Origin of the sequence: Salmonella sp. SAL00672, from assembly GCF_046552175.1 — a bacterium.
GTDB lineage: Bacteria > Pseudomonadota > Gammaproteobacteria > Enterobacterales > Enterobacteriaceae > Salmonella > Salmonella enterica.
Map to the genome: position 1 here is coordinate 1043608 of NZ_JBGDUQ010000001.1, position 14266 is coordinate 1057873.

13 protein-coding genes are annotated in these 14266 nt (G+C 54.8%); 3 read left to right on the plus strand and 10 right to left on the minus strand.

What is annotated here, in order from left to right:
* Both ACLJTG_RS05405 and bglX read right to left on the minus strand, forming a co-directional pair.
* Nucleotides 1-918 (minus strand): ABC transporter substrate-binding protein, encoded by a 918-nt coding sequence (locus tag ACLJTG_RS05405; protein ID WP_023238869.1) that lies wholly within the window; start codon nucleotides 916-918, stop codon nucleotides 1-3.
* A gap of 180 nt (nucleotides 919-1098) precedes the next feature.
* The gene (gene bglX, locus ACLJTG_RS05410) at nucleotides 1099-3396 is read right to left on the minus strand and encodes a beta-glucosidase BglX (protein ID WP_000871554.1); all 2298 of its coding nucleotides are present in this window, start codon (nucleotides 3394-3396) and stop codon (nucleotides 1099-1101) included.
* 266 nt (nucleotides 3397-3662) lie between these two features.
* On the opposite strand from bglX, the gene dld reads away from it, so the two are divergent.
* A complete protein-coding gene (gene dld, locus ACLJTG_RS05415; RefSeq protein WP_000095234.1) occupies nucleotides 3663-5393 on the plus strand; it encodes a D-lactate dehydrogenase in 1731 nt (576 codons plus the stop codon).
* Between the two features lie 58 nt (nucleotides 5394-5451).
* Here dld and pbpG read toward each other — a convergent pair whose 3' ends face one another.
* Both pbpG and ACLJTG_RS05425 read right to left on the minus strand, forming a co-directional pair.
* Nucleotides 5452-6399 carry a D-alanyl-D-alanine endopeptidase gene (gene pbpG / locus ACLJTG_RS05420; protein WP_000911555.1) on the minus strand — a complete coding sequence of 316 codons (948 nt, stop codon included), beginning with the start codon at nucleotides 6397-6399 and terminating at the stop codon, nucleotides 5452-5454.
* Nucleotides 6400-6564: 165 nt separating this feature from the next.
* Complete coding sequence (locus ACLJTG_RS05425; protein ID WP_001017057.1) at nucleotides 6565-7152, minus strand: Yip1 family protein; 588 nt, start codon at nucleotides 7150-7152, stop codon at nucleotides 6565-6567.
* A 158-nt stretch (nucleotides 7153-7310) separates the two neighbouring features.
* Between ACLJTG_RS05425 and ACLJTG_RS05430 the strand changes: the two genes are divergently transcribed.
* Nucleotides 7311-7880 carry a DedA family protein gene (locus ACLJTG_RS05430; protein WP_001523476.1) on the plus strand — a complete coding sequence of 190 codons (570 nt, stop codon included), beginning with the start codon at nucleotides 7311-7313 and terminating at the stop codon, nucleotides 7878-7880.
* Between the two features lie 48 nt (nucleotides 7881-7928).
* Here the strand turns inward: ACLJTG_RS05430 and ACLJTG_RS05435 are convergent, their stop codons facing one another.
* Both ACLJTG_RS05435 and mdtQ read right to left on the minus strand, forming a co-directional pair.
* Nucleotides 7929-8690, minus strand: coding sequence for an SDR family oxidoreductase (locus tag ACLJTG_RS05435; protein WP_000169609.1), 762 nt, complete (start codon nucleotides 8688-8690; stop codon nucleotides 7929-7931).
* Between the two features lie 65 nt (nucleotides 8691-8755).
* Nucleotides 8756-10192 (minus strand): multidrug resistance outer membrane protein MdtQ, encoded by a 1437-nt coding sequence (gene mdtQ, locus ACLJTG_RS05440; RefSeq protein WP_001081453.1) that lies wholly within the window; start codon nucleotides 10190-10192, stop codon nucleotides 8756-8758.
* A gap of 317 nt (nucleotides 10193-10509) precedes the next feature.
* Here mdtQ and yohP point away from each other — a divergent pair, with 317 nt between their 5' ends.
* The gene (yohP, locus tag ACLJTG_RS05445) at nucleotides 10510-10593 is read left to right on the plus strand and encodes a small membrane protein YohP (RefSeq protein WP_000698460.1); all 84 of its coding nucleotides are present in this window, start codon (nucleotides 10510-10512) and stop codon (nucleotides 10591-10593) included.
* Between the two features lie 57 nt (nucleotides 10594-10650).
* Here the strand turns inward: yohP and dusC are convergent, their stop codons facing one another.
* The 4 genes from dusC to ACLJTG_RS05465 form a co-directional block, all read right to left on the minus strand.
* Nucleotides 10651-11589 carry a tRNA dihydrouridine(16) synthase DusC gene (gene dusC, locus ACLJTG_RS05450; RefSeq protein ID WP_001264844.1) on the minus strand — a complete coding sequence of 313 codons (939 nt, stop codon included), beginning with the start codon at nucleotides 11587-11589 and terminating at the stop codon, nucleotides 10651-10653.
* A gap of 108 nt (nucleotides 11590-11697) precedes the next feature.
* Nucleotides 11698-12891, minus strand: coding sequence for a 3-hydroxybenzoate 6-monooxygenase (locus ACLJTG_RS05455; protein WP_000150113.1), 1194 nt, complete (start codon nucleotides 12889-12891; stop codon nucleotides 11698-11700).
* A gap of 14 nt (nucleotides 12892-12905) precedes the next feature.
* The gene (gene maiA / locus ACLJTG_RS05460) at nucleotides 12906-13550 is read right to left on the minus strand and encodes a maleylacetoacetate isomerase (protein WP_000781183.1); all 645 of its coding nucleotides are present in this window, start codon (nucleotides 13548-13550) and stop codon (nucleotides 12906-12908) included.
* 8 nt (nucleotides 13551-13558) lie between these two features.
* Nucleotides 13559-14260 (minus strand): fumarylacetoacetate hydrolase family protein, encoded by a 702-nt coding sequence (locus ACLJTG_RS05465; protein WP_000170626.1) that lies wholly within the window; start codon nucleotides 14258-14260, stop codon nucleotides 13559-13561.
* Between the last annotated feature and the right edge of the window lie 6 nt (nucleotides 14261-14266).

Genomic DNA, 14266 nt, shown 5'->3' on the forward strand with positions numbered 1-14266 from the left:
TTACTTCACCCACCCTTTTTGTCGGAGGTAATCTGCGGCGACTTTTTTCGCATCCAGCCCTTCTACGGCGATTCTGGCGTTCAACTGTTGCAGCGTTTTCTCATCAAGGCTGGCGAAAACGGGCTGCAGCCAATCGGCTATCTGCGGATAGGCCTGTAACACCGATTCACGCACTACCGGCGCGGGGGCATAGATAGGCTGGACGCCTTTCGGGTCGCTCAGGGTTTGCAGACCCAGCGCGGCGACCGGGCCGTCGGTGCCATACGCCATCGCGGCGTTAACACCGGATGTTTGTTGCGCGGCGGCTTTGATCGTGACCGCCGTATCGCCGCCCGCCAGCGACAAGAGCTGGTTCTGATTCAAGGTAAAATCATAGGCTTTTTCAAATGCCGGCAGCGCATCCGCCCGTTCGATAAATTCCGCAGACGCCGCCAGTTTAAAAGTGCCGCCCTCTTTCAGATAACGGCTGAGATCGGCAAGCGAGGAGAGTTTATTTTTTTCCGCGATGTCCTGACGTATCGCGATGGTCCAGGTGTTGTTGGCCGGCGCAGGCGTCAACCAGACCAGCTTATTCTGCTCCGCATCCAGTTTTTTGACTTTCTCAAAGCCTTGCTTTGCATTTTTCCATGCCGGATCGTTTTCATCTTTAAAAAAGAACGCCCCGTTACCGGTGTATTCCGGATAGATATCCAGCTCTCCGGCGGTAATCGCGCCACGAACGACTGGCGTCGTCCCGAGCTGAATTTTATTGACCGTTTTAACGCCGTGGCTTTCCAGTACCTGCAAAATCATGTTGCCGAGCAGCGCGCCTTCGGTATCAATCTTTGACCCGACCGTCACGGGCGATGCCGCCTGTAGAGGTAAACTCACCGTCGCCAGCAACGCCAGCAAACTTACCCATAGCTTTGAGATCGTCATGATGCTTTCCTCATCCTTTTACGGCCTTTTTCAGAGACTTGAGAAAAAAGCATAGTTGAAAAGTCTGCGTTTAACCTAGGATTTTCCGCCAGTGTAAGTGACGTGGCAGGCAATAAAAGGGGGGACAGAAAAAGTCATTGCCAGACAGGGCGCTGCTATCGCGCCCTGTTGACGGCAGGCTTACAGTAGCTCGAACGATCCTTGTTTAACGCGAGCGGAATCCACGCCGATAAAGACGTTGAACTTGCCGGGTTCCGCGTCATATTTCATCTGCTGATTCCAGAACTTCAACGCCTCGATATCAATCGGGAAACTCACGGTTTTACGTTCGCCGGGCTTGAGGGTGATTTTTTCAAAGCCTTTTAATTGCTTCACCGGGCGGCTCATTGATGCCGTGACATCCTGTAAGTACATCTGGATGACCGTGGCCCCTTCGCGTTTACCGGTGTTCGTGACCTCTACGCTGGCCGTGACTTTGCCGTCGCGTTGCATTGTCGGTGAGGAGAGCGTGACGTCAGACACCGTAAATGTGGTGTAGCTCAGACCGTAACCAAACGGATAGAGCGGGCCATTCGCTTCGTCAAAATAACGTGAGGTGTATTTGTTTGGCTTTTCAGGATTATACGGGCGTCCCGTATTGAGATGGCTGTAATAGACCGGAATTTGTCCCACCGAACGCGGGAAGGAGATCGGCAGTTTGCCTGACGGGTTGTAATCGCCAAACAGCACATCGGCAATGGCGTTGCCGCCTTCCGTCCCGGCAAACCAGGTCTCCAGAATCGCATCGGCCTGTTGATCTTCTTTTACCAGCGCCAGCGGTCTGCCGTTCATTAATACCAGTACCAGCGGCTTACCGGTGGCTTTCAGAGCGGTGATTAAGTCGCGCTGACTCTGCGGAATGGTGATATTGGTACGGCTGGAGGCTTCATGCGCCATCCCCTGCGACTCGCCTACCACCGCGACCACCACATCGGCCTGTTTCGCCGCCTGCACCGCCTCATCAATCATCGCCTGCGGTGAGCGCGGATCGATTTTCACCGCCTCTTCATACAGGTTTAAGAAATCGACGATATCTTTATCGTTAGTGATATTCGCCCCTTTGGCATAGAGGATCTTCGCCCCGTCGCCGACGGCATTTTGAATACCCGCCAGCACCGTCACCGACTGATTCGCGACCCCAGCAGCAGACCAGCTTCCCATTACATCACGTTGACTGTCGGCCAGCGGCCCAACAACGGCAATGGTGCCCGATTTTTTCAGCGGCAGCGTTTCCAGCCGGTTTTTCAGCAGTACCACACTTTCCCGCGCCACTTCCCGCGCCTCTTTACGATGCAGGCGGCTTTCGGCATTGGTGTCCACCGGGTCGCTCTCTTTCGGCCCCAGATGGCTATAGGGGTCGTTAAACAATCCCATGTCATATTTTACGTTGAGCACATGGCGCGTCGCGTCGTCCAGTTCCGCCATCGTCACTTTGCCCGACTTAATCAGACCCGGCAGATATTTGCTGTAATACTCATCCGCCATGCTCATATCCACCCCTGCCTTTAGCGCCACGCGCACCGCATCTTCCGGGTCGGCCGCGGTACCGTGTTTAATCAGTTCTTTAATAGCGCCGTGGTCGGAAACGGTAATTCCCTTAAAGCCCCACTCATCGCGCAGGACATCTTTCAGTAGCCAGGAATCTGACGTCGCAGGCGTGCCGTTCAGCGAGTTCAGCGCCACCATCACCGCGCCGCTCCCCGCATCCAGCCCCGCTTTGTACGGCGGCATGTAATCATTAAACAGGCGCTGGGAACTCATATCCACGGTGTTGTATTCTTTACCGCCTTCAACGGCGCCATAGGCGGCAAAATGTTTCACGCTGGTCATCACCGAATAGCGGTCCGCCGGGCTTTTGCCCTGCATCGCTTTCACCATGGTTTCGCCCATGATGGAGGTTAAATATGTATCTTCGCCAAAGCCTTCGGAGGCGCGTCCCCAACGCGGATCGCGGGAGACATCCACCATCGGCGCCCAGGTCATATTCAGGCCGTCGTCCGCCGCTTCATACGCCGATACGCGTCCTACAGTTCTTACCGCATCCAGATTAAAAGAAGAAGCCAGACCGAGGCTTATCGGGAAGACGGTTCGCTGGCCGTGTACCACGTCATAAGCAAAAAAGAGAGGAATTTTCAGGCGGCTCAATGCCATCACCTGATCCTGCATTTGACGGATATCCTGGCGGGTGACGGTATTGAAAATCGCCCCTACCTGCCCGTCTTTGATCATCTCGCGAATCGCTTCTTTCGGGTTATCAGGGCCGACGCTAATCAGACGTAACTGACCAATTTTTTCATCGACAGTCATTTTCTTGAGTAAATCCGTGACGAACGCGTCGCGCGCTTCGGGCGTCAGCGGGTGATTGCCAAACAGGTTTTCCGCCAATGCTGGCTGCATCGCCAGACTCACAGCAACACCTACTGAACATAACCATTTCATGTTGAGTCTCTCTTTATCTTTATCCCGACGAGGCGGTAAAAACAGAATAAAAACCGCAGTTTGCCATAAGCCTAAACGCGAGAGGAGAAGAAAGCGAAGGTTATTCTCCTAATTTTCCGCACAGTCGAATACGCAACCACCAGCAAATGGTATCAAGGCGGCAAATGAATACCACCAACACAGAGACAATTTGAATGAGAAAGCGTATTGTCATACCAAGCGCTATGCTTAACGCTGATATTTTGTCCCACCACAAGGAGTGGAGAATGTCTTCCATAACAATGACTGATAATAAAACGTTCCTGAATGAGCTGGCCCGCCTGGTAGGCCATTCTCACCTGCTGACAGACCCCGCCAAAACCGCCCGCTATCGCAAGGGTTTCCGTTCCGGTCAGGGCGACGCGCTGGCCGTTGTTTTCCCGGGTTCATTACTGGAACTGTGGCGTGTGCTCAACGCCTGCGTTAACGCTGACAAAATTATTCTGATGCAGGCCGCCAACACCGGTCTGACGGAAGGCTCCACGCCGAACGGCAACGACTACGATCGCGATATTGTGATTATCAGCACCCAGCGGCTGGATAAGCTGCACTTACTGGATAACGGCCAACAGGTTCTGGCCTGGCCCGGTACGACGCTCTATGCGCTGGAAAAAGCGCTTAAACCGCTGGGCCGTGAACCGCACTCGGTGATTGGTTCGTCGTGTATCGGCGCGTCGGTCATCGGCGGTATCTGTAATAACTCCGGCGGCTCGCTGGTGCAGCGCGGCCCGGCCTATACCGAGATGTCGCTCTTTGCCCGTATTGACGAGCAAGGCAAACTGCAACTGGTCAATCATCTGGGTATCGATCTTGGGCATACGCCGGAGCAGATCCTGAGCAAGCTGGATGACGAACGGATTAAAGATGAGGATGTGCGCCACGATGGTCGTCATGCGCACGATCACGACTACGTGACGCGGGTACGAGATATCAACGCCGATACGCCCGCCCGCTATAACGCCGACCCGGACCGTTTGTTTGAATCTTCCGGCTGCGCCGGAAAACTGGCGGTTTTTGCCGTTCGCCTTGATACCTTTGCAGCGGAAAAAAATCAGCAGGTTTTTTATATCGGCACCAATCAGCCCGCGGTACTGACTGAAATCCGTCGGCATATTCTGGCGAACTTCGACAATCTGCCAGTGGCGGGAGAATATATGCATCGCGATATCTACGATATTGCGGAGCAGTACGGTAAAGATACCTTTCTGATGATCGATAAACTCGGCACCGACAAGATGCCATTCTTTTTCACGCTAAAAGGCCGAACCGATGCGATGCTGGAAAAAGTAAAATTTTTCCGTCCGCATTTCACCGACCGCGCGATGCAGAAATTCGGCCATCTGTTTCCCAGCCATCTGCCGCCACGAATGAAAAACTGGCGCGATAAATATGAGCATCATCTGCTGTTAAAAATGGCGGGAGACGGCGTCGCAGAAGCGCAACGCTGGCTGAATGAATTTTTTAAATCCGCTGAGGGCGGTTTCTTCACCTGTACGCCGGAAGAAGGCAGCAAAGCCTTCCTGCACCGCTTCGCCGCTGCTGGCGCGGCGATTCGTTATCAGGCCGTACACGCTGATGAAGTGGAAGATATCCTGGCGCTGGATATCGCTCTGCGCCGCAACGATACCGACTGGTTCGAGCATCTGCCGCCGGAAATCGACAGCCAACTGGTACATAAACTCTATTACGGCCACTTTATGTGCCACGTTTTTCATCAGGACTATATCGTGAAGAAAGGCGTCGACGTCCACGCGCTGAAAGCGCAAATGCTGGAGCTGTTGCAGGCGCGCGGGGCACAATACCCGGCGGAGCACAACGTTGGACATCTGTATAAAGCGCCGGAAACGCTGACGCGTTTTTATCGGCAAAATGACCCAACCAACAGTATGAACCCCGGTATCGGCAAAACGAGTAAGCGGAAATTCTGGCAGGAAAATACGCCCGACGAAACGCATTAACACCGAGTGGTTTACCGTGAATGCCCGGCGGCGCGATGCCTGCCGGGCCTGCGGCGACTTAATCGTTCTGTGCGGTTTGCGCTCCGGCGCTGGCGCTGGCTGCCGCCATTTGCGCGGCTTTTTGCTTTTTATAGCTCAGCGCGGCAGCCGGAACGGGCATGACTTTACCGGTTTCAATCCATGTACGCAGGCGACTGGCGTCCGCAAAGTGGGTATATTTGCCGAACGCGTCCATGACCACCAGCGCGACCGGTTTGTTATTGATCACGGTACGCATCACCAGGCAATGCCCCGCCGCATTGGTAAAGCCGGTTTTCGTTAACTGGATATTCCAGTTATCACGATAGACCAAATGGTTGGTATTGCGAAACGGCAGCGTATACGCAGGATGCGAGAATGTCGCCATATCTTCGCGCGTGGTGCTTAGCTGGCCAATCAGCGGGTATTGCTTCGTGGCAATCAGCAATTTTGTTAAATCCCGCGCGGTCGAGACGTTATGAATCGACAGCCCCGTCGGCTCAACGAAGCGGGTATGCGTCATGCCCAGCGCTTTCGCCTTCGCATTCATTGCTTTAATAAACGCGTTATAACCGCCAGGATAATAGTGCGCCAGGCTTGCCGCCGCACGGTTTTCGGATGACATCAACGCCAGCAGCAACATATTTTTGCGGCTAATTTCGCTGTTCAGGCGCACGCGGGAGTAAACCCCTTTCATTTCCGGCGTCTGGCTGATATCGACCTTCAGTATTTCATCCAGCGGCAATCGCGCGTCGAGCACGACCATCGCTGTCATTAATTTGGTTATCGAGGCAATCGGACGCACCAGATCCGGGTGGTTCGAATAGATCACTTTATTGGTGTTGAGATCAACAATCATTGCGCTACCGGAGGCAATCTCAGGTTGAGACGCCGCGGTTGTCGCTGCCGTTTTCGCCACAGCCTGCGGGGCAAAAGGAACGGCCAACATCAGAGCAAGGCTCAGGAATGAAGCTCGGAATTTCAGCATGATGAGATTTCTGATAATGATTCACGCGCGTCGTAACGCACACCGCCTGAGCTAAGATTATACTCAAGCTAGCAGTGGCATCATAGCGGCACGCCAGCGTTGCCGCTACAGAAGAATCGTCAGCAAATGCTGCATTGCTGGCTTTTGCGCCAGCCCTTTTTCGCATCAGAACAGGCGGTAGCCGTATCCCCACAGGATCACGGTGATCGCCAGTAGCACCTCCAGGACCAGTACGCCGATAGCGAGCGTCGAACTGGAGAAGCTTAATCCTTCCTCTCTATTAATGTTAAGGAAAGTCGGAATACCCAAATACAGCAAATAGCCGGTGTAAAAGAGCGCGACAGCGCCGACCAAAGCGCATAGCCATACCAGGGGATAGAGCGCCACCAGACCACTTAAAAACAGCGGCGTCGCGACATAGCCGGCAAAAACCATACAGCGCGCAAGCGATGGCCGTTGCGGATAGTTTCGCGCCATCCACCAGATGACGCGTCCCATCACCGCGACGCCCGCCAGCATCACGCCGTAGAACAAGACCGCCAGCGCAAAAGCGGTAAACAGCGAGAGTTGTAACACGTTGCCGTCGCCAAAATTCCAGCCGATTTGCGTCGTGCCGATAAAGGCGCAGACGACGGGAATCGCCGCCATCAGCAAAACATGGTGCGTATAGTGATGCGAAACGGTTTCGTTTTCGCTTTTGATCACCTGCATTTCCCGATCGGGATGGGAAAAAAGCCCCCATACATGGTTCATACTGCCCCCTTCTGCTGCCTCAGATGCCAGTATGTTCAAGTATAATTCAGTTTCTGGTTATTTTATGAGCAATGGCAAAATAGTCTCCGGCAAAACGTCGGCTTTGCCGCGCACGCCTCTTGCCAGGGTGTATGCTTAATGCCGGAGGTGGTTTACGCATGGATATCAACACGCTTATTACGCATTATGGCTATGCGGCGCTGGTTATCGGCAGTATGGCCGAAGGTGAAACCGTTACCCTGTTGGGGGGCGTCGCGGCGCATCAGGGATTACTCAAGTTTCCGCTGGTGGCGGCGGCCGTCGCGCTGGGAGGGATGATGGGCGATCAGCTACTTTACCTGTTAGGACGATGCTATGGCGGGAAGATCCTGCGTCGTTTCCCGCGTTATCATACGAAGATTCGTCGCGCGCAGAAAATGATCCAACGCCATCCGTATCTGTTTGTGATCGGCACGCGTTTTATGTATGGCTTCCGGGTGGTTGGCCCGCTGCTGATTGGCGCCAGCCGCCTGCCGCCTAAAATTTTTCTGCCGCTGAATATTGTAGGCGCGCTGATCTGGGCGCTGCTGTTTACCACGCTGGGATATCTTGGCGGCGAGGTGATCGCGCCATGGCTGCACGACCTCGATCAGCATCTCAGGCACGGGGTCTGGCTGATTCTGGCCATCGTCCTGGTGGTGGGCGTGCGCTGGTGGCTGAAAAGACGCGGCAAAGCGGAGGCCCGTTAAACCCGATGGTATCCGGATGGCATAACGCCGCCATCCGGCACCCGGCGTTTATTTTGCGTTGAATTGCGGATTCACCAGCATAAATCCGCCGTCGACAATCAGCGACTGACCGGTGGTATAGCTTGCGCCTTCCGAACACAGCCAGGCGACGAGGCTGGCTATTTCATGCGTAGAACCCGGTCGGGCGATAGGGATCGAGGGTTCCGATCCCGGCTCAATGTCGCTGTCATCCATATCATTCATCGGCGTGGCGATAGCGCCTGGCGCGACGGCGTTGACCAAAATATGATGCTCAATCAGTTCCAGCGCCATGGATTTAGTCAATCCCCCCAACGCATGTTTCGCCGCGGTATAGGCGCTGGCTTGCGGAAGCGGCGTATGCTCATGGACGGAGGTGATGTTGATAATGCGCCCTCCCTCTCCTTGTTTAATCATATGCCGGGCGGCGATCTGCGCGCAGAGAAACGCGCCATCGACATCCACGGTAAAAATTTGCCGCCACTGCGTAAACGGCATATCAATAAACGCGGATTTGGTCATCGCCCCGGCATTATTGACCAGCACGTCAACGCGCCCCAGGCGCTGGATAAGATGTTCAATGGCCTGCGCGCCCTCGGGTAACTGGCTCAGGTCAAGATGAATGGTCTCTGCCCGCACACCAAACTGCGCCGCTTTTTTCGCCGTCTCCTGCGCGCCGCGTTCATCGGAATGCCAGGTGATACCAATATCAAAACCGTTTTGTGCTAATAACAACGCACACGCTTTGCCAATTCCCGAATCTGATGCCGTTACAATTGCGACTTTGGTCATATTCCTCTCCGGATGAATCATACACAGCCTAAGTATAGGAACCCTGTCTGAATCATCTGGAAAAATCAGGAATGATAACCGCCGCCCAGCGCGCTGGTAAGCTGAATAGAGGCATCCAGCCACTGGCCCTGCAACAGCAAGCCGTTACACTGCTCGCGCAGTGCCGGGATTTTGGCCTCGCTCACGCGGGAACCCGCAATAATGCCGGCATTAAAGCGCGCTTGCGCCAGACCGACCACACGCTGCGCGTCATGCTCAATCTGCTGCTGATGCTGATTTTTCTGCGCCAGCGTCTCTACCTGACTGGCGGCGCGCGCCACATCATTAACCGCATCTACCACCGCTTTGTTGTAGTTGGCGATAGAAAGGTTGCTTTGCGCTTTGGCGATATCGAGGTTGGCATTCAGCCTGCCGCTGTCGAAAATCGGCAGCGTCAGCCCGCCGGTAATGCCATATTGCTGTGCGGAATGGCGGAACAAATCGCTCAGATGTAACGCATCCTGCTGTAAAAAAGCCATCAGATTGATATCGGGATAAAACGCGGCCTTCGCGGCGTCAATGCTGCTCAACGAGGATTCAATGTACCAGTGCGCGGCCTGTAGATCCGCCCGGCGCGCCAGCAACGAATACCCCAGTTGCGACGGTAACTGGCTTTCAACGGCGGGGAGACTCACCTGACGCAGCTTGAGCGCCGCCGATTGCGTATTGGTTAACGCGCTGAGCCGCGCTTCAATAACCTTCATTTTACCGTTAACGTCATTCAACTGCTGCTGGGTTTTGCTGGCGTCGATATCGGTCTCGACCCCTTCAACAGAAGAAGTAATACCGTGTTGATACAGCTCCCGGTTTACCGCCACCACGTTTTGCTGCTCATGCTCGATTTGCATCAGCACATTTTTCAGCGCTGCCTGTGTTTGCCACTCCCAGTAGAGTCGCGCCACGCCGCTTGCCAGCAATTGTCGGGTCTGCTCCTGCTCCGCTTCGCGCGCTTTGACCGCCCCGATCCGCGCAGTAACTTCAGCGCGGTTTTTCCCCCATAAATCCAGATCCCAGCCCGCCGTCAGGCCGAATGTACCGTTGGTATACCACGGCCCGGTCGTTCCCGCCGCGGGGTCGGTAATCGCGAATGGCCCCATCAGCCCTTCCGCGGACATTCGCTGGCGCTCAATGTCAGCAGAAAAGTCGAGCTGCGGGCCGTCCTGCGCCTCAACCGCTTTCGCCTGCGCTTCCGCCAGTTGAATACGCTGTTCAGCCACCTGCATATCCGGCGAATGCTGTATGGCATTATCAATCAGCGCGTCAAGCTGCGCATCGTGATACGCCTTCCACCACTGGCTATCCGGCCAACCGTTTTTCAATGCCGCCGGCAGGCTGGAATCAACATGAGAAGAGGGCGTCTGCTGGGTCAGCGACTGGCGGGTATCGTGCATAGGGGCGCAGCCCGCCAGCAAAATAAAAAGCGGTAAGCTCGCTGTCGCGGCAAGGAAAGAATTACGATTCATGGAGGTGTTCTGATAAAAAAAGGTGCGCAGAGAGTACGTCTTACGGCGATCTATTTTTTAGTTACGCGTGGCAATACATCATCAGACAACAAAAGACATATTTTGAAATTTATATGATTAGTAAATAATTTCATCTGATACATTTTTTGATGTAATACTTCAATGAAAAGTCCCACTAACCCGTTCATAAATGAACGATTTTGCTGCAATACGCGCCAGCAGCCTTCATGAGTTAAACGTCGCCGCGCCCAACAAGGCAGCAGATGGCTTAATACTTTCCTATACTTTGTTTGTATTTACCAATAAAGGGACAAACAATGAAAATTCTTCTATGGGCAATCTTAATTATTTTTCTGATTGGGCTGTTGGTGGTAACGGGCGTGTTTAAGATGATTTTCTGATTCCTGCGCCGGGCAGCGATAGTATCTGCCCGGCACACGTTCTGGACGCTGTAGAGATTAGATTTTAATAGCCTGAATCGCCCGCGCAATCTCGGATGAACGGTTTAACGCCCGAATCGACTGAAAGAGTTCCGTCGCCTCAATATATTCCTTACGCAAATATCCCAACCACTGTTTAATACGCGCGACATGGTATAAACCGGTATCGCCCTGCTTTTCCAGTCGGGTATATTTTTGTAATAACGTTACCACTTCCGGCCACGGCATACGCGGTTCGTTATACTTCACCACCCGGCTCAGGTTAGGAATATTTAACGCCCCACGGCCAATCATCACCGCATCGCAGCCGCTGGTCGCCATACATGCCTGCGCGCTCTGCCAGTCCCAGATTTCGCCATTCGCGATAACCGGAATAGTCAGACGCTGGCGTATTTCGCCGATCGCCTGCCAGTCGATATGCTCGGCGCGGTAGCCCTGCGCTTTGGTACGACCATGCACCACCAGTTCACTGGCGCCAGCCTGCTGCACAGCATCGGCGATTTCAAATTTTCTATCGCCGCTATCCCAGCCGAGACGCACTTTTACCGTCACCGGAAGATGCGACGGTACCGCGGCCCGCATCGCTTTCGCGCCCTGATAGATGAGTTCGGGATCTTTGAGCAATGTCGCGCCGCCGCCGCTGCCGTTCACCACTTTTGACGGACAGCCGCAGTTCAGGTCCACGCCATACGATCCCAACGCCGTCGCCCGCGCGGCGTTTTCCGCCAGCCACTGCGGATGCTGGCCCAGAAGCTGAATACGCACCGGCGTGCCGGACGGCGTGCGGCTGGCGTAATGCAACTCCGGGCAGATGCGATGAAACACTTTTACCGGCAGCAGCTGATCCACCACGCGCACAAATTCGGTGATGCAGAGATCGTAATCATTCACTTCGGTCAGCAGCTCGCGCACTAACGCGTCGAGCACGCCTTCCATCGGCGCCAGTAAAACACGCATATCGGTATCCACAGCAAAAAAAGAGGCGCTATCATAACGCCTCTCTGCGATGAGCAAAACTTTTTGCCGGGTGGCGGCGCAAACGCCACGCTACGTCACGTAAGGCGCTCAACGCGGCTCAAGACAGTTATCTTCTTTCCAGCCGTACAGCCATTCGATACCGCGATAAAACGCCTCCTGCGATTTCCCTTTCCACAACAGATTACGCACCTGACGCTCCACCCCGGCGGCGTGATAGAGACGCCCCATCTCGCGGGTAGACCAGACGATACGCGCCGTGCGGGGAATACGCACCGACTCATACAGCGCAAATGCCTGCTGCGCGTCGCCGTCGCAGCGTTCCAGCGCTTTGCCTAGCGTGACGGCGTCTTCCAGCGCCATACAGGCGCCCTGGGCCATATATTGCGCCACCGGATGCGCGGCGTCGCCCACCAGAGTGATACGCTCGGTTCCCCATTTTGCGACCGGCTCGCGATCGGCGGTCGACCAGCGGCGCCAGGAGGTCGGCTTATCCAGCATCTGACGCGGGCGGGGATGAATACCGGCAAAATAAGAGAGCACCTCTTCTTTACTGCCGTCTTTCACGCCCCACTCTTCTTGCTGGCGGCTGTGGAATGTCACCACCAGATTGTACTGTTGGCCTCCGCGCAGCGGATAATGGACCAGGTGACAATGCGGGCCTGCCCACAGCACCGGCGCATTAATACGTAAATCGTCCGGCATATCGTCGCAATCAATCACCGCCCGATAGACTACATGCCCCGTTACGCGCGGCGCGTCGCCGAGTAAACTTTGCCGCACGACCGATTTAACGCCGTCGCAGCCCACGAGAATATCCGCCGTCCAGCTATTTCCCTGCTCATCAAACACCGTAACGTCATCCGGCGTCTGGCGGATATCGACAATATGGGTCGAGGTACGATACTCCACGCCAGGGTGCGTCAGCACCGCTTCCCATACCGTTGCATGAATATCTACCCGGTGAATTACCGCATACGGCCCGCCAAAATGGTCGCGGAACGCCTGTCCGGTTTCAATGCGTACCACTTCTTCGGCATTCACGGCATCCATCATGGTAATGTGATCGGTAAACACCGCACGCTGGCGGGCAACATCGCCCACACCGAGACTATCCAGCGCCGAAAAAGCGTTCGGCCCAAGCTGAATACCCGCGCCAATCTCGCCAATTTCGTGCGCTTTTTCCAGCAGCATGACTTTTATTCCCTGGCGCGCCAGCGACAGCGCGGTCGCCGCGCCGCCGATTCCGCCACCTACAATAATTGCGCTTGTCACGTGAGTCATGGTCATTCTCCTTTTCAGGCCGGGATTTTATCTTGTTGATTTTCCGGCGCGGCGGCAATAAACGCCGGTAGCTGTACGCAGGCGTCATAAACGGCTTTACAGCGCGGATAGCCTGATAAATCGCAGCCCATCCTGAGCGCATTCGCCCACTGAGGAATCAGGCAGCAGTCCGCAAGTCCTGGCGCGTCGCCCACGCAGAATCGTCCGGACTGACTTTTACGCAATAGCTGCTCTACCGCGCTTAACCCTTGCTGTATCCAGTGGGCGTACCAGCGTTTTTTATCCTCTTCGCTAACCTTCAGCTCATCGGTCAGGTAGCGCAACACGCGCATGTTATTGATTGGGTGTATATCGCAGGCGATAGCGTAGACAATTTCCAGCGCCTGGCTGCGCGCCGGGTCGCTCGTCGGCAGCAGCGGCGTTTGCGGAAAATGTCGGTCCAGCCAGTCGACGATGGCCAGCGATTGCCCCAACGATTCGCCGTCATCAGTGACCAGCGTCGGCACCAGGCCTACCGGATTCATCCGTCGGTAGGCCAGCGCATTCTGCTGGCCGATACGAATATTGACGCCCACCGTCTGGTAATCAATCCCCTTTAACGCCAGCGCAATACGTACACGATAAGACGCCGAACTATTAAAGAAACTGTACAGCTTCATCGTTCACCTCAGACAATTTTCACAGCAATCGGCGTCAGACCTTCTACGTTCCCGGTGATAACATCCCCTTTCACCACTGCGCCCACCCCCTCTGGCGTACCGGTGAAAATCAAATCACCTGGCTGCAATTCAAAAAAGCCGGACAAATAGCTGATGGTTTCATTCACCGACCAAATCAGGTGACGAATATCGCTGCGCTGATGGTCTTCGCCGTTAACCTGTAGCCAAATAGGGGCGTTATCCACATTATGCGTTTCAGCGGCTTTGTGTAATGGCGCAATGGGCGCGGAGAGATCGAACGCTTTGCCAATTTCCCACGGGCGTCCCATCTGACGCATTTCCATCTGACGATCGCGACGCGTCATGTCCAGACCGGTGGCGTATCCCCAGACATATTCATGGGCTTTTTCCAGCGGGATATCGCTCCCCTTTTTACCAATCGCCACCACCAGCTCAATTTCATAATGGTAGTTATCAGTCTGCGCCGGATACGGCAGTTCCAGGGTATCCCCCTCCGCTACCGGGACGACAGCGTCCGCTGGTTTACAAAAGAAGAACGGCGGTTCGCGATCGGGATCAAAGCCCATTTCACGGGCATGGGCGGCATAGTTGCGACCCACGCAGTAAACGCGACGTACCGGAAACTGCTCATCACTGCCCGCCACGGGTACTGTCACTGGGGCCTGCGGCTGGAATACATATTTGGTCATGTTCTC